The 21,329-nt window shown below is 62.5% G+C and carries 24 protein-coding genes and 1 pseudogene; 11 read left to right on the top strand and 14 right to left on the bottom strand.

Annotation, left to right across the window (positions count from 1 at the left end):
- Positions 1 to 83: 83 nt before the first annotated feature.
- The 3 genes from ACIGHN_RS24230 to ACIGHN_RS24220 all read left to right on the top strand — a co-directional run bounded on the left by ACIGHN_RS24230 (position 84) and on the right by ACIGHN_RS24220 (position 2,606).
- A complete protein-coding gene (locus ACIGHN_RS24230; RefSeq protein ID WP_396506639.1) occupies positions 84 to 911 on the top strand; it encodes an aldolase/citrate lyase family protein in 828 nt (275 codons plus the stop codon).
- A 64-nt stretch (positions 912 to 975) separates the two neighbouring features.
- Positions 976 to 1,953, top strand: a complete 978-nt coding sequence (locus ACIGHN_RS24225) for a 2-dehydropantoate 2-reductase (RefSeq protein ID WP_396506637.1) — start codon at positions 976 to 978, stop codon at positions 1,951 to 1,953.
- Between the two features lie 44 nt (positions 1,954 to 1,997).
- Complete coding sequence (locus ACIGHN_RS24220) at positions 1,998 to 2,606, top strand: glutathione S-transferase family protein (RefSeq protein WP_056410266.1); 609 nt, start codon at positions 1,998 to 2,000, stop codon at positions 2,604 to 2,606.
- Between the two features lie 154 nt (positions 2,607 to 2,760).
- On the opposite strand, the gene ACIGHN_RS24215 is transcribed toward ACIGHN_RS24220, so the two are convergent.
- The gene (locus tag ACIGHN_RS24215) at positions 2,761 to 4,341 is read right to left on the bottom strand and encodes an ABC transporter substrate-binding protein (RefSeq protein WP_396506635.1); all 1,581 of its coding nucleotides are present in this window, start codon (positions 4,339 to 4,341) and stop codon (positions 2,761 to 2,763) included.
- A 102-nt stretch (positions 4,342 to 4,443) separates the two neighbouring features.
- Positions 4,444 to 5,052, bottom strand: coding sequence for a LysE/ArgO family amino acid transporter (locus ACIGHN_RS24210; RefSeq protein ID WP_396506634.1), 609 nt, complete (start codon positions 5,050 to 5,052; stop codon positions 4,444 to 4,446).
- Positions 5,053 to 5,143: 91 nt separating this feature from the next.
- On the opposite strand from ACIGHN_RS24210, the gene ACIGHN_RS24205 reads away from it, so the two are divergent.
- Positions 5,144 to 6,037: a LysR family transcriptional regulator ArgP gene (locus ACIGHN_RS24205; RefSeq protein WP_396506632.1), complete on the top strand. Its 894-nt coding sequence runs from the start codon at positions 5,144 to 5,146 to the stop codon at positions 6,035 to 6,037.
- A gap of 92 nt (positions 6,038 to 6,129) precedes the next feature.
- Here the strand turns inward: ACIGHN_RS24205 and ACIGHN_RS24200 are convergent, their stop codons facing one another.
- On the bottom strand, positions 6,130 to 6,933 hold the full coding sequence (locus ACIGHN_RS24200; RefSeq protein ID WP_396506631.1) for a siderophore-interacting protein: 804 nt from the start codon (positions 6,931 to 6,933) through the stop codon (positions 6,130 to 6,132).
- A 69-nt stretch (positions 6,934 to 7,002) separates the two neighbouring features.
- Here ACIGHN_RS24200 and ACIGHN_RS24195 point away from each other — a divergent pair, with 69 nt between their 5' ends.
- Positions 7,003 to 7,494 carry a MarR family winged helix-turn-helix transcriptional regulator gene (locus tag ACIGHN_RS24195; protein ID WP_396506630.1) on the top strand — a complete coding sequence of 164 codons (492 nt, stop codon included), beginning with the start codon at positions 7,003 to 7,005 and terminating at the stop codon, positions 7,492 to 7,494.
- A 122-nt stretch (positions 7,495 to 7,616) separates the two neighbouring features.
- Here ACIGHN_RS24195 and ACIGHN_RS24190 read toward each other — a convergent pair whose 3' ends face one another.
- Positions 7,617 to 8,498 (bottom strand): hypothetical protein, encoded by an 882-nt coding sequence (locus tag ACIGHN_RS24190; RefSeq protein ID WP_396506628.1) that lies wholly within the window; start codon positions 8,496 to 8,498, stop codon positions 7,617 to 7,619.
- Positions 8,499 to 8,752: 254 nt separating this feature from the next.
- Positions 8,753 to 9,868, bottom strand: coding sequence for an alanine racemase (alr, locus tag ACIGHN_RS24185; protein WP_056410277.1), 1,116 nt, complete (start codon positions 9,866 to 9,868; stop codon positions 8,753 to 8,755).
- Between the two features lie 156 nt (positions 9,869 to 10,024).
- On the opposite strand from alr, the gene lplT reads away from it, so the two are divergent.
- The 6 genes from lplT (at position 10,025) to ACIGHN_RS24155 (ending at position 14,948) form a co-directional block, all read left to right on the top strand.
- Positions 10,025 to 11,329, top strand: coding sequence for a lysophospholipid transporter LplT (gene lplT, locus ACIGHN_RS24180; RefSeq protein WP_056410278.1), 1,305 nt, complete (start codon positions 10,025 to 10,027; stop codon positions 11,327 to 11,329).
- Positions 11,330 to 11,511: 182 nt separating this feature from the next.
- On the top strand, positions 11,512 to 12,408 hold the full coding sequence (locus ACIGHN_RS24175) for a DMT family transporter (RefSeq protein ID WP_396506625.1): 897 nt from the start codon (positions 11,512 to 11,514) through the stop codon (positions 12,406 to 12,408).
- 47 nt (positions 12,409 to 12,455) lie between these two features.
- Positions 12,456 to 12,944: a glutathione peroxidase gene (locus ACIGHN_RS24170; protein WP_056410282.1), complete on the top strand. Its 489-nt coding sequence runs from the start codon at positions 12,456 to 12,458 to the stop codon at positions 12,942 to 12,944.
- Positions 12,945 to 13,199: 255 nt separating this feature from the next.
- Positions 13,200 to 13,751 carry a hypothetical protein gene (locus ACIGHN_RS24165; RefSeq protein WP_396506623.1) on the top strand — a complete coding sequence of 184 codons (552 nt, stop codon included), beginning with the start codon at positions 13,200 to 13,202 and terminating at the stop codon, positions 13,749 to 13,751.
- Positions 13,736 to 14,236: a hypothetical protein gene (locus ACIGHN_RS24160; RefSeq protein WP_056410286.1), complete on the top strand. Its 501-nt coding sequence runs from the start codon at positions 13,736 to 13,738 to the stop codon at positions 14,234 to 14,236. Before ACIGHN_RS24165 ends, ACIGHN_RS24160 begins: the two co-directional genes overlap by 16 nt.
- Before the next feature lie 235 nt (positions 14,237 to 14,471).
- Positions 14,472 to 14,948 (top strand): OmpA family protein, encoded by a 477-nt coding sequence (locus ACIGHN_RS24155; RefSeq protein WP_056410288.1) that lies wholly within the window; start codon positions 14,472 to 14,474, stop codon positions 14,946 to 14,948.
- A gap of 182 nt (positions 14,949 to 15,130) precedes the next feature.
- On the opposite strand, the gene ACIGHN_RS24150 is transcribed toward ACIGHN_RS24155, so the two are convergent.
- The 9 genes and pseudogenes from ACIGHN_RS24150 to ACIGHN_RS24110 all read right to left on the bottom strand — a co-directional run bounded on the left by ACIGHN_RS24150 (position 15,131) and on the right by ACIGHN_RS24110 (position 21,328).
- Positions 15,131 to 15,679, bottom strand: a complete 549-nt coding sequence (locus ACIGHN_RS24150) for a hypothetical protein (RefSeq protein WP_396506621.1) — start codon at positions 15,677 to 15,679, stop codon at positions 15,131 to 15,133.
- Positions 15,680 to 15,891: 212 nt separating this feature from the next.
- The gene (locus tag ACIGHN_RS24145; protein ID WP_396506619.1) at positions 15,892 to 16,905 is read right to left on the bottom strand and encodes a hypothetical protein; all 1,014 of its coding nucleotides are present in this window, start codon (positions 16,903 to 16,905) and stop codon (positions 15,892 to 15,894) included.
- Positions 16,906 to 17,199: 294 nt separating this feature from the next.
- Positions 17,200 to 17,787: an imm11 family protein gene (locus ACIGHN_RS24140; RefSeq protein WP_396506617.1), complete on the bottom strand. Its 588-nt coding sequence runs from the start codon at positions 17,785 to 17,787 to the stop codon at positions 17,200 to 17,202.
- Positions 17,788 to 17,926: 139 nt separating this feature from the next.
- On the bottom strand, positions 17,927 to 18,124 hold the full coding sequence (locus tag ACIGHN_RS24135; RefSeq protein ID WP_396506615.1) for an RHS domain-containing protein: 198 nt from the start codon (positions 18,122 to 18,124) through the stop codon (positions 17,927 to 17,929).
- Positions 18,103 to 18,528, bottom strand: coding sequence for an RHS repeat-associated core domain-containing protein (locus ACIGHN_RS24130; protein WP_396506724.1), 426 nt, complete (start codon positions 18,526 to 18,528; stop codon positions 18,103 to 18,105). Before ACIGHN_RS24130 ends, ACIGHN_RS24135 begins: the two co-directional genes overlap by 22 nt.
- 434 nt (positions 18,529 to 18,962) lie before the next feature.
- Entirely contained in the window at positions 18,963 to 19,316 is a 354-nt protein-coding gene (locus ACIGHN_RS24125; protein ID WP_396506613.1) for a hypothetical protein, read from the bottom strand.
- Positions 19,317 to 19,336: 20 nt separating this feature from the next.
- Positions 19,337 to 19,597: pseudogene (locus ACIGHN_RS24120) on the bottom strand (HNH endonuclease); the annotation flags it as partial.
- Positions 19,598 to 19,612: 15 nt separating this feature from the next.
- On the bottom strand, positions 19,613 to 20,359 hold the full coding sequence (locus ACIGHN_RS24115) for an RHS repeat-associated core domain-containing protein (protein WP_396506612.1): 747 nt from the start codon (positions 20,357 to 20,359) through the stop codon (positions 19,613 to 19,615).
- Between the two features lie 345 nt (positions 20,360 to 20,704).
- Entirely contained in the window at positions 20,705 to 21,328 is a 624-nt protein-coding gene (locus tag ACIGHN_RS24110; RefSeq protein ID WP_396506610.1) for a hypothetical protein, read from the bottom strand.
- Position 21,329 lies beyond the last annotated feature (1 nt).

Here is a 21,329-nt window from a genome sequence, read left to right as displayed (position 1 = left end):
GGCTGCAGACTATAGCGGCGCCGGTGCGGCGCCAGCAGACGGTGCAGCGCGCACAGGCTTGCCATCATCGGCAAAATGCACGCATGCACACACCCACCAACCGCTTCAAGGCGGCCATGGCCCAGGGGCAGGCCCAGATCGGCCTGTGGCTGGCACTGGCCGACGCCTACACGGCGGAGATCATTGCAGGCACCGGCTACGACTGGCTGCTGGTCGACGGCGAGCATGCGCCCAACGACCTGCGCTCCATCCTGCACCAGCTGCAGGCCATCGCCAGCGCCACCACCGCCCTGCCCTCGGGCGCCGCGCCGCCCCACGCCATCGCCCGCGTGCCGGTGGGCGACACCGCGCTGATCAAGCAGTACCTGGACATCGGCGCGCAGACACTGCTGGTGCCCATGGTGGACACGGCCGACCAAGCCCAGGCCCTGGTCCGCGCCACGCGCTACGCGCCCGAAGGCGTGCGCGGCATGGGCAGTGCCCTCGCCCGCTCGTCGCGCTGGCAGGCCTATCCGCAGTACGTGCACGAGGCCAACGCGCAGGTCTGCCTGCTGGTGCAGGCCGAGACGGTGGAGGCGATGCGCAACCTCGATGCGATTGCCGCCACGCCAGGGGTGGACGGCGTGTTCATCGGCCCGGCCGACCTGTCGGCGTCCATGGGGCACCGGGGCGACCCCGGCCACCCGGATGTGCAGGCCGCCATCCACGAAGGCATCGCCCGCATCCTGAGCGCGGGCAAGGCCCCGGGCATCCTGGCGACCAGCGAGGCGCAGGCGCGCCAGTGGCTGGCCGCGGGGGCCTTGTTTGTCGCGGTGGGCGTGGACACCATGCTGCTCGCCAGCGCGGCGGCCGATCTGGCGGCCCGCTTTCGGGCCACGGACGGCGCAGCGGCGCGGCCCCTGGGCTACTGACGCGGCGCCTCTTCATCCCTTCTTCTATCCCCTGTCTGAAATCACCTGACTGAAAGCCTTGACGATGAAAGCATGTATCTACGGCGCTGGCGCCATTGGCGGCTGGCTGGGCGTGGCCCTGGCGCAGGCCGGCTGCGACGTCAGCCTGGTGGCGCGCGGTGCCACGCTGCACGCGCTGCAGGCCGATGGCCTGCGCCTGCGCCGGCCGGATGGCACGTTGGTGCACACCGCAGTGAACGCGCAGGACCACCCCGCGGCGCTGGGCGTGCAGGACCTGGTGGTCGTGGCCGTCAAGGCGCCGGGCCTGCCGGACGTGGCGCAGGCCATGGGCCCGCTGATCGGGCCAGAGACCATCGTGCTCACGGCCATGAACGGCGTGCCGTGGTGGTTTCTGGACGGCTTTGGCGGCGCGGCGCAGGGGCAGGCCCTGCAATCCGTGGATGCCGGCGGCGTGATCGCCCGCGCCATCCCCAGCCGCCACGTGGTGGGCAGCGTGGTGCACACCAGCTGCTCGCTGGAGGCGCCGGGCTTTGTGCGCCAGCACTTCGGCAACCGGCTCATCGTGGGCGAACCCGATGGACGGAGAAGCGCACGCCTGCAGGCCCTGGCCGACACGCTGCAGCGCGGCGGCATCGACGCGGAGGTGTCCGACCGCATCCAGCGCGACATCTGGTTCAAGCTCTGGGGCAACCTCACCATGAACCCGATCAGCGCGCTCACCGGCGCCACCACCGACCGCATCCTCGACGACGAGCTGGTGCGCGGCTTCATCTCGCACGTCATGCTCGAAGCCAAGGCCATCGGCGAGAAGCTGGGCCTGCCCATCGACCAGCAACCCGAGGACCGCCACGCCGTCACCCGCAAGCTGGGCGCTTTCAAGACCTCGATGCTGCAGGACGTGGAGGCCGGCAAGCCCATGGAGATCGACGCGCTGGTGGGCGCGGTGCGCGAACTGGGCCAGATCACCCACACGCCCACGCCGCACACCGATGCGCTGCTGGGCCTGGTGCGGCTGATGGCACAGACCCGCGGCCTCTATTAGTCCCGTTCCGTTTTCTTCCACCCGACCCGAATCTCACCCTCACCATGCTCAAGCTTTTCTACGCCCCCGGCACCTGCGCCCTCGCCGTCCACATCGCCCTGCACGAGGCCAACGCGGGCCACGAGGTCGCGCGGCTGGACTTTGCCAACAGCCAGCAGCGCAGCGCCGAGTACCTGGCCATCAACCCCAAGGGCCGCGTGCCCGCGCTGGTCACCGACCGCGGCGTGTTGACCGAGACCCCGGCACTGCTGGTGTATGTGGCGCAGCAATTTCCCGAGGCGCGGCTCGCACCGCTGGACGACCCGTTCGCTCTGGCGCGCCTGCAGGAGTTCAACAGCTACCTCGCATCCACCGTGCACGTGGCGCATGCCCACGGCCGGCGCGCGGGCCGCTGGGCCGATGAGCCCGAAGCCATTGCGGCCATGCAGCGCAAGGTGCCGCAGACCATGACCGAATGTTTCGAGGTGATCGAGCAGCACTACCTGCAGGGCCCGTGGGTGCTGGGCGAGCACTATTCGGTGGCCGATGCGTACCTCTTCACCATCGCCGGCTGGTTGAAGAGCGATGGTGTGGACATCGCGACATTCCCCAAGGTGGCCGCGCACTTCGAGCGCGTGGCGGCGCGGCCTGCGGTGCAGCGCGCGTTGGCGTGAGGGTTGTGGCACCGGGTTGAGGCGCTGCTGTGCAAGGCTTCGACAGGCTCAGCCCGCCACCGCGAATCCTGCCACTCGCCCTCGCCCCCAAAAAAGAAAGGCCCCGGCGCTTTCGCAGCGCCGGGGCCTTTGCGTAGTCACCGCTGCCAGCGGATCAATTCACCTTCAGATACCGCCAGTCGATGCGGTTGTCCGCGCGGTGCGGCACGTCCACCTTCTGCGTGGCCGCCCATGGGATCACCTGGTTGTACAGCGGGATGTGCGAGATCGCCTCATGGTCCTGCACCAGCACCTTCTCGATGAGCGTGTTGCGTGTGGGCGCGTCGGTTTCCTTCTTGATGCGCTCGATCAGCGCGTCCTGCTGCGGGTCGGAGTAACGGCCCAGGTTGAAGTTGCCGTCACCGCCGGCGCCTGGCGAGCGGATCAGCGACTGCAGCGAGTAGAACGCGTCGAACGTCGGCACCCCCCAGCCCAGCAGGTAGATGCTGGCCTCGTTGCGCTGGATCATCGGGAAGTACGTGGCAAACGGCAGCGAGCGCAGCTTGGCCTTGACGCCGATCTTGGCCCAGTGCGAGGTGATGGCCTGGCACAGCTGCTCGTCGTTGATGTAGCGGCCGGCGCTGCAGGCAAAGTCCACCTCGAAGCCGTTGGGGTAGCCCGCATCGGCCAGCAGCTTCTGCGCGGCCTTGGCGTCGTAAGGCCAGCGCACGTCGGCCTTGGGCGTCCAGCCGTTCACCTGCCGGGCGATCAGCGTGCCCGTGGGCTGCGCCAGGCCGCGCAGCACCACGCGCTGGATGGCGTTGATGTCGATGGCCTGGTAGAGCGCCTTGCGCACCCGCACGTCCTTGAGCGGGTTCTTGCCTTTCACGTCGGAGCCCGGGAGCTCTTCGCGGTACTGGTCCAGGCCCAGGAAGATGGTGCGGTACTCGGCGCCTTCCAGCACCTTGAGCGTGGGCGTCTGGCGGATGCGCGCCAGGTCCTGCAGGCCGGGGTCGATCACGAAGTCGATCTCGCCCGACAGCAGCGCGGCGGTGCGCGTGGCATCGGCCTTGATGGGGGTGTAGACCACCTCCGTCACGTTGGTGGGGAACTGCGACTTGCCCCACCAGTGCGGGTTGGGCTCGAGCACCACGCGCTGATCGGGCGCCCAGGATTTGAGCTGGAAGGGGCCGGTGCCCAGCGCATTGCGGTGGGCAAAGTTTTCGTCCTTGGTCTTGATGTCCTTGGGCTCCACCGACTTGTTCTTCTCGGCCCAGGCCTTGCTCAGGATGCGCAGCTCGGTGAGCTGGTTCACGAGCACGGGGTTGGGCAGGTCGGAGAAGATGTCGATGGTGTGCGCGTCCACCTTCTCGATGCGGTCGATGCCCAGCGCATACACGGCGTAGTTGGAGCTCTTGGCCTTGGCGCGCTCCAGCGAGAACTTGGCGTCGTCGGCCGTGAAGTCGCTGCCGTCGCTGAACTTCACACCCTTGCGCAGGGAGATGCGCAGCTGCGTGGGGCTCACGCGCTTCCATTCGGTGGCCAGCGCGGGCTCGGTCTTGAAGGTCTTGCTGTTGTACTCGACCAGGGTGTCGTACACGGCGGCGTGCAGGGTGTTGTTCACGCCCACGTTCTGGGCGTGGATGTCCCAGGACGAAACGTCCACCGCACGGGACCAGCGGAAGGTCTTGGCCTGGCCGGCCAGGGGCAACGCAGTGGCAATGGCCGCGGCCAGGAGAAGGGTCTTGAAACGCATGGGGGAAATCACTCCAGATCAGTCGATGCCCGCACTATGGATCAAAGCGCAGGTTTCGCTAACGAACTTATCCTTCTTAGCTTAGGCGTGCCTATGGCAGCATCAACCCCACGCCATCACGCCGGCCAGTACGAGCATGGTGGCCGCGGTGGCGCCGTCCAGCACCCGCCACGCGCCGGGCGAGGCGAACAGCGGCGCCAGCCAGCGCGAGCCGAACCCGAGGCCGAGGAACCACAGCGCGCTGGCCAGCGACCCGCCCGCCGCAAAGGTGGCCCGGCCCCGGGTGGGATAGGGACTGGCCATGGTGCCCAGCAGCACGACGGTGTCCAGGTAGACATGCGGGTTGAGCCAGGTCAGCGCGCCCAGCGTGAGCAGCGTGGTGCGCAGGCTCGCGCCCGCGCCGTGGGCCGACACCAGCAGGTGACTGGGCTTGAACACCCGCGACGCGGCCTGCAGCGCGTAGGCCACGAGGAAGATGGCGCCGGCCCAGCGCATCAGTTGCGCCCATTCCGGCCGGGCGGCCAGCACGCCGCCCATGCCCCAGATGCCGGCCTGCAACAGCACCGCGTCGGACACGGCGCAGAACAGCACCACGGGCAGCACGTGCTCGCGCCGCAGCCCCTGGCGCAGCACGAACGCGTTCTGCGCGCCAATGGCCATGATCAAAAGGGCGGTGGACGTGAATCCATGGACGAAGGCGGTGCTGCTCATGCGCCGGATTGTGGCGATGGCAGCGTGTTCACGGTAGCTATACTTTCTAACGATCCGTCAGAATGGCTAACCACCCACCGTACCGCCCGCCATGGCCCTTGATTCCGCCCAGCTCAGCGCCTTTGCCGCCGTGATCGACGAGGGCAGCTTCGAGCGCGCCGCCGCCGTGCTGCATGTCACCCGGTCGGCGGTGTCCCAGCGCGTGAAGCTGCTGGAAGAGCGCGTGGGCCAGGTGCTGGTGCGCCGGGCCACGCCCTGCACGCCCACGGACGCAGGGCAGGCGCTGTACCGGCATGCCCGCGAGGTCGCATTGAGCGAGGCCGACGCGCTCGACGCCATCGGTGGCGGGCAGCACGCGTCCATCCGCCTGGCGATCGGCGTGAATGCCGATTCACTCGGCACGTGGTTTCCTGCGGCCATGGCACACGCCCATGCGGCGGAGGGCCCGGGCCTGACCTTCGACATCCATGTGGAGGACCAGGACCATTCGGCCAACCTGCTGCGCGAAGGCCGCGTGATGGCCGCCGTGACGGCCGACCCGCAGCCGGTGCAGGGCTGCCAGGTGCTGCCGCTGGGCACCCTGCGCTACCGGGCGCTGGCGAGCCCCGCGTTCATGCAGCGCCACTTTGCGCAGGGCGTGAACGCCGCGTCGCTGGTGCAGGCGCCCATGCTGGTGTTCAACCGCAAGGACGCGCTGCAGGGGCGCTTCGTGCGGCGCATCACCCGGCGCGCCTTCACGCCGCCGGTGCACTGGCTGCCGGACGCGCACGCCTTTGTCGCCGCCACGCGCGCCGGGCTGGGCTGGGGCATGACGCCCGACCCGATGGTGGAGCGCGACCTGAAGACGGGCGCGCTGGTGGAGCTGGTCCCCGGCAGGCCGGTGGATGTGCCGCTGTACTGGCAGTACTGGCGCCTGAACGTGCGGGCGCTGCACCGCATGACGGAGGCGGTGCAGCAGGCGGCTGCGCAGACGCTGCTCAGCTGATTCATTGATCGCCTCTGCCTGGCCACCATCCAGGCATCCAGGCAGCGGCAGCACCCTGCGCTGCGCTGTGCAGTGCAGGCGCACCGCGCCCCTCACACGCTGGCCAGGTCCTCGTGGTGATCCGCCACGCCGCGCTTCCAGTACGCCGCGATGCGCATGCGCTTGGCGTCCACCCCGGGCTTGGAGAGTACCGCCTTGCGCACTGCGGCCATGTCGCTGTGCTCGCCGGCGGCCCAGATGTAGCCTGCGCCGGGCGGTATCGCGAGCGCATCGACTGCTGCGGGCAAGGAGTCCACCCACGCCAGGTCCAGCCGCGCGGCGCTGGCCAGGGTGCGCTGGTCCGCCGGGTTGCGCACGTGGATGCGGACCGTGGCGGTGGTGGTGGCAGGCAGCTCGGCCAGGCGGCGCGCGATGGCCGGCAGGGCCGACGCGTCCCCGATGAGCCAGTGCCAGTCGAAACCCGTGGGGATGACCAGGCTGCCGCGCGGCCCGGCAATGCCCACCCACTGCCCGACGAAGACGCTGGCCGCCCAGTCGGTGGCGGGGCCGGCGTCGTGCAGGGCCACTTCGATGTCGAGCTCGCGCGCGGCGGCATCAAAGCGTGCAGGCGTGTAGTCGCGCAGCACGGGGCGCGGGTCGGGGAACACCGGGCGGCCGTCCTGCACCGACGGCAGCGAGGGGCGCTCTTGCCCCGGCTGCGGCAGGATGAGCTTGAGGTGGTCGTCGAAACCCGCGCTCACGAAACCGGCCAGTTCAGGCCCGGCCAGGGTCAGCCGCACGAAGCCGGGGCTGAGGTCGGTGCGCCGCACCACCTGGAGGTGGCGGGCTTGCAGGGTGTGGCGGACGCGTTCGACGGCAAGGTGCGCAGGAGTGGCAAGGGGCAGAGGTGTGTTCATGATCTAGAATGTTGACAAAGTCCACCAAATGATCTTCTCATTGGTTGATTTTGTCAACCACACAACACGATGAATTCCCGAACCGCCGCTCCAAAGGGGCCTTCCGACGTCTTTGACGCCATGCACGACCTGCTGCATGTGTACAAGGCGCACATGGTGCGCACCATGGCGTCGGTGCACCCGGAGCTCACGCTCAACGAAGTGCGGGCGCTGATGTTCGTGGGCCGCCACCCGGGCGCCACGCAAAAGGAGCTGGTGTCCCACAGCGGTGCCGACAAGGCGCAGGTGGCGCGCATGGTGGGCATGCTGCAGGACAAGGGCTGGCTGGAGAGCGCGCCCAATGCCGAGGACAAGCGCAGCCGCTGTCTGAGCCTGAGCGCCCAGGGCTTGGCTCTGAACCAGGCGCTGCGCGAGGCCCGCCGCGGCGTGGCGGCCACGCTGCTGCAGGGCTGCGACAGCGCCACGCAGGCCCAGTTGCTGGCCTTGCTGGCGCAGGTGCGCAGCAGTGTCGATGCGCTGGGCGGCCCGGGGTGCGGGGAAGGCCGGCACGGCCGCCGCTAGGGCGCCAGGGTGCGGCCCTCGCCCCACCGCCTCCCACCTCGGCGATTCAAGAAAAATGTGCTCTACCGCTGGATGAATAACACTTTTCAGCTATACAAAATATAGCGAATTGATTCCCGGGCTCAACGCCCCTGAATCGCCCGCACCGCCTGTGGCAGGGACTGCACATCGGGCAGGAAATGGTCGATGGTCGCGCCCAGCGCCACGGCGCAGATAAGCGCGCCGAGCAGCGGCTTCCAGGTCAGCCGCACGGCGGCGCCCAGCCAGCCCTCGCGCTCCACACCCACGGCGGCGCGCGCCGTGGCCACCGAAAACGCGATCTCCACCGCCACGGTCAGCAGCACGTCCCAGCCGAAGAACAGCATGGCCAGCGAGCCCGCGCCCAGGATGAGCGCCGCGCCGATGAGAAAGATGGCCACCACCGGCACGACCACCACGGCCCCTTCGTCGGCACTGCCCAGCGCATCGGCCGCGCCGCTGGCCAGGTCGCCCAGGGCACTGCCGTCGCTGCCACTGCTGCTGCCGTAGTCCCCCGACGCACCGCCGCCGCCGAAGTTGCCGCCCCCTGTGCGCGGCATCGGCACATGGCCGCCACCGGACGGCGAGCCGCCGCCGGGCCAGGACAGGTCGGGCAGGTCCACGTTGGCATCGACGCTGTCCTCTTCCTCCTCGCGCCTGCGCACCAGCCGCGCTGCCCAGGCGCGCAGCACCAGCAGATACCCCAGGTAGCCGACCGACAGCGTCACGGCATACCGCAGCGCCAGCGACTCCCCCCCCGCCAGCATCTGCACGTGCGAGGTGCACCACATGAGCAGCAGCGTGAAGCTGCCGATGAGCAGCCCGTGCAGCCGCAGGCTGTAGCGCTGCTGCAGGGTGCGCGCGACGCTGGCGTGCTGCGGCATGCGCACGGAGCGCCAGCTGGAGCCCTTTTTCGGCTGGTTGGGGTTGCCGTGATGGCTGTTGTTTTTGCTGCCGTTGCTGCGGTCGCTGCGGGGAGTGGCCATACAAGGAAACGCGTCGTGAAGGTGGAGGCAGGGCCTGCCGCAGTCCCGATGCAGGACCGCCGCAGGCGCTGGACTGGTGCTGCGGTGTTTTCTTCTTTGCTTTTGCTTTTGCTTCTTGCTGCGCAGCGGCGCCCATTTCACACCACTTTCAGGCCGTGCCGACGCTCCGCCCTGCCCGGCCAGCGGCAGGGCCCGTGAACTTGTCGACGAATCCGCGTGCCACAGCCCGCGGGCGGTGTCGGCAGGACCGGGCGTCAGCGTTCTCCGTCCACCGCCACCGGCACACGCTGGGCCAGCGCGCACATCAGCTCGTACCCCACCGTCCCGGCCGCGCGCGCCACCTCGTCGATTGGCAGGATTGCTCCGTTGCTGGCCTGGCCCCACAGCGTGACCTCGGTGCCGAAGCCCACCGGCATGCCGCGCTCGACCAGCGGCGTGAGGTCCACCGTGACCATGTCCATGCTCACGCGGCCCACGAGCTGCGTGCGCACGCCGCCCACCAGCACGGGCGTGCCGGTGTCGCAGTGGCGCGGGTAGCCGTCGGCATAGCCGCAGGCCGCCACGCCGATGGTGAGCGGCCCTTCGGCCGTGAAGCGCGATCCGTAACCCACGGTGTCGCCCTTTTGCAGCTGCTGCACAGCCAGCAGGCGGGTGGACAGCGTCATGGTGGGCGCGAGCTGCCAGTGCGCGGCATCGTTTTCGGGGAAGTCCGGCGCGCTGCCGTACAGCACGATGCCGGCCCGCGCCCAGTCCGAGCGCAGGCGCGCGTCGCCGTGGTGGCGCAGCGTGGCCGCGCTGTTGGCCAGGCTGCGCTCGCCGGGCAGGTCCTGCGTGGTCTGGTTGAACACGTCGATCTGGTGGCCGATGCCGCGGGGGCCGTCGGCATCGCTGAAGTGGGTCATGACCGAGATCTCGTCCACCTGCGTCAAGGCGTCGAGCCGCGCCCAGGCCGCGCGGTAGCGCTGGGGCGTGAAGCCCAGGCGGTTCATGCCGGAGTTCATCTTGAGGAACACGCGGTGCGGCACCTGCGTCTTGTGCGCGGCCAGCATGTCGATCTGCTCGTCGCAATGCACGGCGTGCCACAGCGACAGGCGCGAACACAGCTCCAGGTCGCGCGGCTCGAACACGCCTTCGAGCAGCAGGATGGGCCCGCGCCAGCCCAGCTGGCGCACCCGCTCGGCCTCGCCCAGGTCCAGCAGCGCAAAGCCGTCGGCGCTGCGCAGGCCCTCGAACACCCGCTCGATACCGTGCCCATAGGCATTGGCCTTGACCACCGCCCAGACCTTGGCGTCGGGGACCGACTGGCGCACGCGCTCCAGGTTCTGGTGCAGGGCGGCGGTGTGGATGGTGGCTGTGATGGGACGTGGCATGGAAAAGGACCTGATGGAGCGAGGGATTTACCGGGGAATACGCGAAGGATTCTGGCATCGTGGCCGTTTATCCGCGTGATATAACCGTCTGTCACTTGCCAGGGTTCCCCACTTTTAACAGGGCATCAGCCGAACTGATGCACCAACAGCCATTCGATGAAGCGCGGTTTCTACACCATCATGTCGGCGCAGTTTTTCAGCTCGCTGGCCGACAACGCACTTTTCGTCGCCGCCGTGGAACTCCTGCGCTCAGAGGGCGCCCCGGAATGGCAGCGCGCTGCGCTGGTCCCCATGTTCGCGCTGTTCTATGTGGTGCTGGCGCCCTTCGTGGGCGCTTTCGCCGACGCCCTGCCCAAGGGCAAGGTGATGTTCGTCAGCAATGCCATCAAGGTGGTGGGCTGCCTGATGATGCTGTTCGGCTCGCACCCGCTCATCGCCTACGCGGTGGTGGGCCTCGGTGCCGCGGCCTACTCCCCGGCCAAGTACGGCATCCTGACCGAGCTGCTGCCCGCGTCGCAGCTGGTCAAGGCCAACGGCTGGATCGAAGGGCTCACCATCGCATCGATCATCCTGGGCGTGCTGTTCGGCGGCCAGCTGGTGGGCCACCACCTGTCTTCCATGCTGCTGGGTCTCGACATTCCGTTCATCGACACGGGTGTGGACACGCCTGCCGAATCGGCCATTGCCGCGCTGATCGCGGTGTATGCGCTGGCCGCCTGGTTCAACACCCGCATCCCGCACACCGGCGTGGAGATGCGCCCCATGCGTGCCGACCCGTCGCGCGGCGTGCTGTCCAACGCGCTCAGCCTGCTGCCGGACTTCTGGGCCTGCAACAGCCGCCTGTGGCGCGACAAGCTCGGCCAGATCTCGCTGTCCACCACCACGCTGTTCTGGGGCGCGGGCGGCAATCTCAAGTTCATCGTTCTGGCGTGGGCCGCCGTGGCACTGGGCTACAACACCACGCAGGCCTCGGCCCTCACGGGCGTGGTCGCCATCGGCACCGCCGTGGGCGCAGTGGTCGCGTCGATGCGCATGCGCCTGGATGTCGCCACCAAGGTGATCCCGCTGGGCATTGCGATGGGGCTGCTGCTGATCCTGATGGTGTTCATCAACAACATCTGGGTGGCGATACCGTTCCTCATCGTGCTGGGCGGGCTGGGCGGCTACCTCGTGGTGCCCATGAACGCGCTGCTGCAGCACCGGGGCCACAACCTGATGGGCGCGGGCCGCTCCATCGCCGTGCAGAACTTCAACGAGCAGGCCTGCATCCTGGCGCTGGGCGCGTTCTACAGCCTGTCGCTCAAGCTGGGCCTGTCGGTGTTCGGCGCCATCACCGCGTTCGGTCTGGTGGTGGCGGGCGTGATGTGGCTGATCCGGCGCTGGCACCAGAACAACTGCATTCACCACCGCGAAGAGGTGGAGCACCTGCTGCACATTGCGCGGCACGACGCGCATCACTGAGAAGCCCCCCTGAGCGGCTGCGCCGCTTCCCCCGGAGGGGGACGCACCCCCTGGACTGGCGGAGCCAGATCCACGGGTGCACTGGTTTTTAGGGCGCGCCAGTTTTTGCGGGCGACGTCGATTACTATCGTTTTTATAGCTGCTCGCGCTTGACCAGTGGGCGGTAGCGACCCTTTTTTCCTATGCCATCGCGCCTGCCCTTTGCTGCCCTGCTGTTCAACGCCTTTGTCTGGGGGCTGGCGTGGTGGCCGTTTCAGCACATGCACCAGGCGGGGCTGCACCCGCTGTGGGCCACGGCGTTCATGTATGCGGTGGTGCTGATGGGGCTGGTGGCGTGGCGGCCCGGCATTCTGGCGCAGGTGCGGGCGCATCCTGAGTTGTGGCTGCTGGCGCTGAGCTCGGGCTTGAACAATGTGGCGTTCAACTGGGCCGTGACCATTGGCGACGTGGTGCGCGTGATCCTGCTGTTCTATCTGATGCCCGCCTGGGCGGTGCTGCTGGCCTGGAGGATTCTGGGCGAGCGTCCCACCACCTCGGCGCTGCTGCGCCTGGCGCTGGCGTTCACCGGCGTGGTGCTGGTGCTGCTGCCCGAGGGGGCGCCCGCTGCGCGGCTGCTGCAGAACCTGTCGCTGGCCGACGGCCTGGCGTTGCTGGGCGGGTTCATGTTCGCGCTGACCAACGTGACCCTGCGCCGCCTGCATGCTGTGCCGGGCCCTGCGCGCATGTTCTCGATGTTCGGCGGCTGCATGCTGATGGCACTGGCCGTGGCCTGCGTGGGGCTGCAGGTGGGCGTGGTCGAATCGTTCCCGGCGGTGAACAGTACCTGGCTCATCACCGCCGTGCTGTTGGCCGGCGTGCTCATGCTGGGCAACTGGGCCCTGCAGTTCGGCGCCGCGCGCCTGGCGGCCGGCACCACGGCGCTGGTGATGCTGTCGGAGGTGATGTTCGCCAGCGTGTCATCGGCCCTGCTGGGCGCCGCCACCCTCACGCCCCGCACGGTGGTGGGCGGCGCGTTGATCCTGCTGGCATCGCTGCTGGCGGCACTGCAGTTCCGCCGGCCCGGCGCGGCGCCGCACTGAAAGAACTACCATGGTGCGTCTTCCTTCCACCCTCAGGAGCCTGCGCCATGCCCGACCACAGCATCTACGACTTTGAAGCCCAGCAGATGAACGGCCAGACCGTGCCGCTCTCGCAGTACCAGGGGAAGGTGCTGCTGATCGTGAACACGGCCAGCGCCTGCGGCTTCACGCCCCAGTTCGGCGGGCTCGAAGAGCTGCACAAGCAGTACGCGGACCAGGGCCTGGTGGTGCTGGGCTTTCCGTGCAACCAGTTCGGCAGCCAGGACCCGGGCAGCAATGACGAGATCGCCAGCTTCTGCCAGCTGAACTACGGCGTGAGCTTTCCGATGATGGCCAAGATCGATGTGAACGGCGCCAACGCATCGCCCCTGTACCAGTGGCTCACCGCCGAGGCCCCTGGCCTGCTGGGCAGCAAGGCCATCAAGTGGAACTTCACCAAGTTCCTCGTCGGCAAGGACGGCCGGGTGATACGGCGCTACGCGCCGCAGGATGCACCCAAGAAGCTGGCAGGGGATATCGAGGCCGCGCTGGCCTGAACCGGTCCGTCGCCTTCGCTCCCAGTGTGTGGCGTGTCATCCAGGCCAAAGCACAATCTGCTGCCCATCGCTGACCAAACGCCCATTTCAGTTACCGGATGATGCGATGTGTTCGTTTGTGTGAAAGCTGAATCAAGGGGTTGCCAAACGGTTGGTTGACTTCAAAACATCCGGTAACTGCAGCGACACTCGGCGTCGTTTCAGAGTGACACAGATCGCTCACCGCATGTTCTGCTGTTTGGGAAACCCTCTTTCATGTCTGCACCCGCTTGGTGGCGCGCGTGTCTCTGCACGGCGTCGTTCGCATGGGCCTGCGCCGCACAGGCCCACGACTTCGTAACCATTGCCCCGGCCGCCTGCACGCCCGTCGAGCAAGGCATGGGCCTGCCCGCCGACATGGCGGCCTACCGCGCAGCGGTCAAAGTCTGCCCCCTGGCGCAGCCGACCGCCCCGCACACCGCCCAGGCCCAGGTGCGCCTGCTCAGCGTCTTCACCGACGACTACTACAAGGCCCTGCCGGCCGACGCGCCATGGCAGAACTTTCCGCTGCCCATGCTCATCGACGCCACCGGACGCTGCCTGGGCCGCATCGGCCACCTTTTTCCGGTCGACCCGCCGCAGGAGCTCACCATCAGCGCCGGGCGGTGGCAACGCGGCATTCCGCACGAGTTGCGCCTGAAAGTGCGCTCCCCCGCGGTCGGTGGCGACGCCACCCTGCCCAGCCTCCACTGGAATGCCCGCAGCGGCGGCTATGCCGCCAAGAACACCCACCCCTCTCAGGACAAGACCTCGTGCCCACCGACGTAGCAGACACCGCCCCATCCGTCAGCAAGCTCAAGCAGGCGTGCGACGCTGCCTATGCGCTGTACCCCAACTCCTGCAGCCATGCCGTCTGGCATGTCATCAAGCAGTACCTGCCCAACCAGGCCTGGCTGAGCGCCAATGCGCTCGTCGAGCACATGCGCGGACAGGCCCACTGGAAGATCGTGCCAGCGGGCCAGGTCGGACGACTCGCACGCGAAGGCGCCCTCATCGTCGGCGGAAAATCAGAAACGTCCAACGGACACGTGATCGTCGTGTACCCCGGTCCCGACACGACCGCGGGCGGCTACAGCTACACCCGCGACGGCAAGTCCGAAACCCTGCGCACGCGCGGCAGTTACGCACCGGCGATGTCCACCTCGCTGGGCTCGTGGCCGGGCGCCAAGAGCCGGGGCGACAAGACCATCTGGGACCCTTGGGCCAACGACGCCAAGTTTGCGCAGGTGACCTTCTGGCAACTGGTGCAATGAGCCGGGCCGGGGCCCAGGCCCTGCAGCGTCTCGGCGCCACCCGTGCGCCCCGCGCGCCGGGCTGGCGGCCCTGCTGACAGAGCCTGAGGCGCAGGGTGGCCACCTTCCTTGTCCCATGACCGATCAGCAGGCAGAGCGGGTCACCTGCGGGCTTTCATGGCACCACGCCGGGCCGCAGTGCATACCGCCCGTGGCCGGGGTTTTCTCTTTTGTTCTCTTTCTTTGATAGATAGGTATGTCCATGCTTCACACACGCTTTGTTCCCTGGGGTCTGCTCACCGCAGCAGCGCTGCTCCTGGCCGGTTGCGCAGACACACCGGCGCCCGCGCCGGAGCCCGAAGTCACTGCCGCGACGCCCATGGCGGAGCCACCACCACCGCCGCCCGAAGCAGCGCCCGCACCGGCCCCAGAAGAGCCGCGCCTGCCCGCCGACGGCATCGTCGCGGAGTTCAAGCCGACGCAGGTGAAACTGTCGCCCGAAACCCAGGCCATCCTGACCCGGCTGGCGTCCACGCGGGAGCCCAATGAACGCCTGGAGATCACTGGCTACTGCCACCGCAAGGACGCCCCCGTGGACGCCCGCGAGATCGCATTGATGCGCGCCATGGCAGTGCGCAACGAACTGGTCAAGCAAGGCGTACCCGCCAAGTCGATCCGCGTGAAGTTCAACACGACACAGGCGCTGCACGCTGTGAAGATCACTGCGAAGTAAGAGGCAGGCGCGCTGCGGGCCACAGCGCTGCCGCCCCAAGGGCCTCGTGGCCGATCGCGCAAGGAGCCCAGGATATCGGCCGCAGCGTGCGTTCATCGGCGCGCAGCGCCTTGATTTGATGTGCTGGGGAAGGATGCTGCCCCGTGCTGGGGGCCTCCAGCAACCGTAGTTGGCTTGGCCCCCTAGCTGAAAACGACACCCAACACGACCGCCAGCAGGATCAGAACGCCCGCGGCGATCCACCCGGACTTCTGGTCCAACCCACCCACTGCGCGCAGCGCTGCATCACGCTCCGGCCCAGCCAGCCCCTGCGCATCGATGCGGCGGATGCAATGGGCCATCCAGCGCAGGTAGGTGTTCTTGTGGGTGAACGACACAAGGATCGCAATCCCCAACGCCCTGGCCGCACCGCTCTCGCCCGGAAACGCGAGATTCAAGACCAGCAACGCCAACAACAGCATGGCCGCCAGCGGGTACATGCGCCTGGACACAGCCCAGCTCACGCCCAGAAAGGGAATGCCCGTCCAGCACGGGCTGAAATGGGCAAACACACCCTTCTTTTCAGTGCTGGTGACCCGGTCCCACAGCGCCCGATATTTATCGGCATTTGGGCCGATGGCGGTTTCCATGTCCTGCCAAGAGATTCCAGTCCAATCCGTCTTCGCATTGAGTGTGGCTTTGAACTGTTCTGCGAAGGATTCAGAAAAATTCAGATGGGATTTGCTGGTCAAAAATTACTCCTGGGGGGCTTATGAAATTCAAGATCGAAGCACTGGCAAAAATTTCGACACGGTCCATTGATCGTGGCTATTTTCGAAATGACTTTGATTCGGAAATTATATCAGCCATATGCTTGTGATCTTCGAATGCTAAATTCACACCCCATCTGCACTGATTGCATCGGGATGCCTCACCCATGAGAACGTTGCCACCCCATTCAGATTTATGACATGCAGGACTCAATGTCAGCCGAAAGAATGGGCACAGATTCTGCCAAGGCGACGTCAATCCGATTTAAATTGAAGAATGGGATCGGCAAGTAATCTAGCACGGAAGTATCGTAGGGGTTAATGGCTTTTGCGACACAGAGATCAACCTTGACGACCCGTCCCACGCCATTCAATTTTAATTTCGGCCAAGTGCGTTGAGACTCCGTATCCCACTCCTTCAATGCAATTCCAGGCACGATGGATATCTCTTTGATTTTTTCTTGAAAAACATAGGATCCACTTTGGCACACAGGTAATCCTGCAGTAAAAGACATGCTGACCTCATCACTGTCAAGTGAGTTGATCATATAAACCCACGGAGTTATCCCCCAACAAAGGATCATCAATCCAGCATGGAAGAGTTCATTTGCAATCTCGGTAGTTGTGAAACTGTGCAAAAGATCATGTTTTCCTCGCCCTAGTCTTTCGACGATAAAATTATTAAACAGCGCTTCATCCATGCCAACGAAACCCAGTTGATCATAACTTTCGTAAATGAATTGATTTGCTTCCAGACTTGGAGTCGCGACACTTTTTCTTTTGCAGAAGGTTAGATGAATAAAGATTATTTCGGAGTAAGCGACCCCTCTCTTCTCATACTCCTCGCTTGTGCAATTCATACCAATCAATGGCACATATCGAGACGCAGAGACATGCAAGTCAAAGCTCCCACCACGCTTAATTGTCAATGGCAAATCGACATCTGCAGTCAGATTGGAAAACGCAATATCCACCTGCAAATCAACCTCATAATTTCGATAGTAGGCCGGACTACCCTCAATATATTTTCTACTACTTTCCAACAACGAATCAACGCATTCAATGATCAATACGCATCTATAGTCAAAATCAAAACGATTCAGAAAGCCAAATATATCAACAAATTGCATTCGCCCGCCACGCAAAATATCCAATCGCGCTTCAGACAAGTGTTTAGATGATTGATAGAAATAGCTAATAATTTCCATTTTTATATCGGCTTTTTGAATGCATCACCGCACCGGAATATTTTATAGTACAGCCCAACGTCCATGTCTAGATACTTTCAAAACATCGCCAGGTCCTACTGGAGTGATGCGGTATCGCTCCCCAATTGATACCGGGTTGGCCAGCTGTGCCGAATCTCTTCCCAGCCCGTGCTGCCCATAGCGTGCCAAGCTGCCACTGTAATAGCTCAGCTTGTTTGGCACCGACGTTTCCATCCCCGTCTTAATCAACCGTGTGTCTCTAACGAAAGAGAAACGTTCTGCATAACGTGAGACTTATATATTCAAGAATATCGACCTATTTTTCATGGTCATATCCAAGGTCGAATACAAAACAAAACCCTTAATTTTATTTATTTTAATTTTATCCACAAGCGTTTTGCTTACAACCAACTCCCTGGGCATTTCAGCGCAAATGGCGATATCCAAACCGCCGATTTCATCATAGAGAACCTGATAGTCGAAATCATACTGCGGATTATTCAAATCAAAATTAGAAATAGAATATTCACTGACAGCCATATTTGTGCAACCAACTTTGTTTAGCGCATTAATTGCGTAAAACCCACCCACAGGTTGACCTCCACACCTGATATCGACCTCAAAAAATTCAACCTCGCCTCTCTCCTCTTGCTCCTTAAAAACCTCTTTAAAATCTTGAGATACCAAAGAAGGTCCGGAGCATTCCACATAATGCACTTTTTTTAGTCTATTTAACTTTTTAGCATCTTCAATTTCATATGACAAAAACACCCCCTCGCCCATTAAAGATCGCCCTTCTTTGAAGAGAAGATGGTCACTGGAATATTGGCAATGAAAATCAATTAGATCATATGTATTGACTTTACTACACAGGATGTACAAAATTTTAATCTCCGAGCAACTTTTACGATTAATTATCATTTGACCACCAGCCTCCATAGCTAACTACCCAGTCATCTGATAACGCCTGAATTTTAGTATGCACCGCCTCTGAATAATATTTTTAACTCTCGAGACCACATTATTCCGCGTACTGCATCGCAGATTCTGCTCTTGTCGGTTCTCCCCCGGGATATCCCCTTGCGTTTTGCCCCTGCACTTTCGCCCCGTGCAAGCGGCGAGCCTCCCAGTGCCCTTCTACCGTGCTTCCCCAAGTCTTGTACTGGGCTTGCCAGACCAACTGCCCTTGGGCGTTGCTCAGCTCTTCGGGCAGGCCCACCTAGTCGGTATGGAAGTAGTACACCTCGCACAGCGAGGCTTGTGCTGTGGGCCCGTGGGTGCCGGTGCCACCGGAGCTTTGCCGTTGCGCCTGGGTTTCCAGCCCAACAGCCCAATGGGGTCCGGCGTCGTAAACGCCCCCAAGTCCGCATCGTAGTACCGGAACGTGTTGTAGTGCAGCCCCGTCTCTCTGTCCAGGTACTGCCCCTGCATCCGCAGGTTCTGCTGCAGGGATGCCGTCTGGCTTGCCAGTTGATGCTGGGGTCTGCCTGCCGTGTCAAAGCTCTGCCACTCCTCACGGACCGTGCTGCCCCAGGTGGTGTACTGCGCCCGCCACACCAGGTTGCCGCTGTTGTCGCTCAGCTCCTCCGGTAGCCCATTGGGCTGGGTATGGAAGTAATACACCTGGGCGATGTCTTCGCCACCCGCGCCTTGTCGCACATTCGGTGTGCTTGACCCGCCGGGCTCGTCGTTGGCAGCAGCAGCGACGTTGAACCGGTCCGCCCACTGTGGGTTGGTGGTAGTGCTGTTCGGTGTGGCTGCCTATGCGCTTTCTGATCAGGCGGCCAAAGCCGTCGTAGTCGTAGCGCTTGTCCTGCAGCACTTTGACCCGGTTGTTTTGCACTTAGCCTCTACTCTTCCTCTGGCGCTTGTTGGTACAGCGCCAGCAGCTATGGTTTTTGGATTCTCGGGGCTGCGGCATCGGTCCTTGGGTGCCCAGCCCACCTCGCTCCATAGCATCCCCGCTGGCACTAAGGCGCGCCAGCGTTACATCGTTGTCTGACTCTTGGTTTTTGACTAAATTAAAAATATGTCATCGCCAAATTCCCGAAGCAGCCTCAAGCATCCATAAAATCGTCATTTTCCCTGTAGTAATTTATTGCCTTTACAAAATTATTATCATCAAAATGCTCATTATTTATGCCAGCATTTTCAAGAACGCCTTTTAAAACATCAATCTGCATCCAAGGATAAAGATCAAGGTTTTTGACGGACGCAGGCAAATAGGGTCCAGCTTCAGATTCATAAACTTCATCATCAGCCATCTCCTCAACCTCGTCCTCAGATATAAAATAGAATTCACAATGCTGGGGATTATTATGCCAAGCCTCAATATTAGTATATATCCATTCATTTTCTCCTGCTGAGGCAACGCATTCATATAGCTCTGATAGAGAAGTCATTTTTTTCATCGTCAATTCCAAAAAGATAGTTATCTACAACCACTGCCGCCACCCCATGAACCACGCCCACCTTTACCTGATCGGTGAAAATCCTTGTGCCTCGAATTATGGTCATTTCTGTCGACCAACTGGAGCAGTCCTCCTACCCGCTCATGGTGATGCCACGTCAGATTCGCTGGAGGTTTGCCGCTAAAAGCACCACGTTTGCCAGGAGATACATGATCATAAGTGCCCGGATATTTAGCTTCAATTTTCGCCCGCAAGGCTGGATCATTCTTCATTTGATAATAGAGCTGCCTATTTGATTATTGAAAATGCTTATAGTCAGACATACGGTACATGTCTTTGCCCACCCTCGCTTCACCATGGACGTCATACTGACCAGCTGCACCAGTGCTAGCCCACCCCCAAGGATCAATCCAGCTAATCGGATTCGGCGCATACTGATGCAGATTGAATCCGCCATTGAGCCCAATAGGGTCCGGCGTCGTAAACGCCCCCAAGTCCGCATCGTAGTACCGGAATGTGTTGTAGTGCAGCCCCGTCTCTCTGTCCAGGTACTGGCCCTGCATCCGCAGGTTCTGCTGCAGTGATGCCGTCTGGCTTGCCAGTTGATGCTGGGGTCTGCCTGCCGTGTCAAAGCTCTGCCATTCCTCACGGACCGTGCTGCCCCAAGTGGTGTACTGCGCCCGCCACACCAGGTTGCCGCTGTTGTCGCTCAGCTCTTCCGGCAACCCGTTGGGCTGGGTGTGGAAGTAATACACCTGGGCGATGTCTTCGCCACCCGCGCCTTCTCGCACATTCGGTGTGCTTGACCCGCCGGGCTCGTCGTTGGCAGCAGCAGCGACGTTGAACCGATCTGCCCACTGCGGGTTGGTGATGGGCACGCTGCCTTGCTTGCCTTGTTCCGCATCTCCCCCCAGGGCATGCGCCGCCGCCGGGTGCGGTTCTACGCTGCCGCTTCCGTCGATGCGCGCCAGCGGCACGTAGCTGCCGGGCTCGTAGATGTAAGTGCTGGTCTGCGCGCCTCTGCTTTCTTGTAGCTGCCGCATTCCCTCCCACGTGAACACTGTCGTGCCAAAGCTGTCTGTCTTGGCGATGCGCCTGCCCAGGGCGTCGTATTGGTAGCTGAAGACTTAGCTTGCGCTCTGCCATTCCTACTGGTCAGTGCTGTCCACGCGCTGTACTACGCTGTCCTCACTGGGTGACCCAGCTATCGCTCAACTCGCAAGCATATTAGGCACCGCGCATTCCTGAGAATTTCAAATTAAATTATTAAAAATCATTTGCCGAAAATAGACCATTGTTAATAAAACCCAAAATCGAATGATAATTATTTATTATGATTTATTTCACCATTGCCATTACGTTCGCCAAACGCAAAATTCATCAAACCACTAAAAACATATTGAATCGCTTTCCACAAGCCCTTCGCGAGCAAGCAGGAACTGCTTTACTCCAACAATTAAATCCAGATAGCCTGCCTCGTATATATCTAAGAGAGAGGCTGGTGAGACGTTATTGCTCTTGTATTTTGCTGCTTTACTTTTCAACCCAAATTCCTCCGGGCGATGCCAAAAGCAGCCCTCCGGAGGCGAGTAAAAATATATCTTCTCATCGAAAAAATCCGGGAGCTTACAAAAAACCCCAGCCTGATTATCATTGGACTTTAGAGAAAAAAATGCAATTTTTTCACTTCCACCAAGCGACCCTTTTAAAAATAATTTAATATATTTATAATGATTACCTTCAACGTTATACGAGGCAATTAAATCAACAGCACCCGAAAATCCCTGATGACATATTTCTTGTAAATTTGCCGCATGAAAATTCATCGACTTTGGCACGGGAACAAATTTATTTTTCTCAAAATCACTTATTGATAATGCAAAAGAATCATATTCATTGCAATAAAAACAAATATCATTTGCGCTGATTTTCGGCGCAATTACCAAGTTCAAACCATCGCTTCGTCTTTCTAAGTGATTGGAATCTTGATGTATAAAATAAACTTTTTCCATA

It is taken from the genome of Acidovorax sp. NPDC077693 (genome assembly GCF_044542805.1).
In the GTDB taxonomy this organism is placed as follows: domain Bacteria; phylum Pseudomonadota; class Gammaproteobacteria; order Burkholderiales; family Burkholderiaceae_C; genus Acidovorax.
Note: the sequence above shows the minus strand (reverse complement) of the source record. Positions and strands in the feature narration are given on the sequence as shown.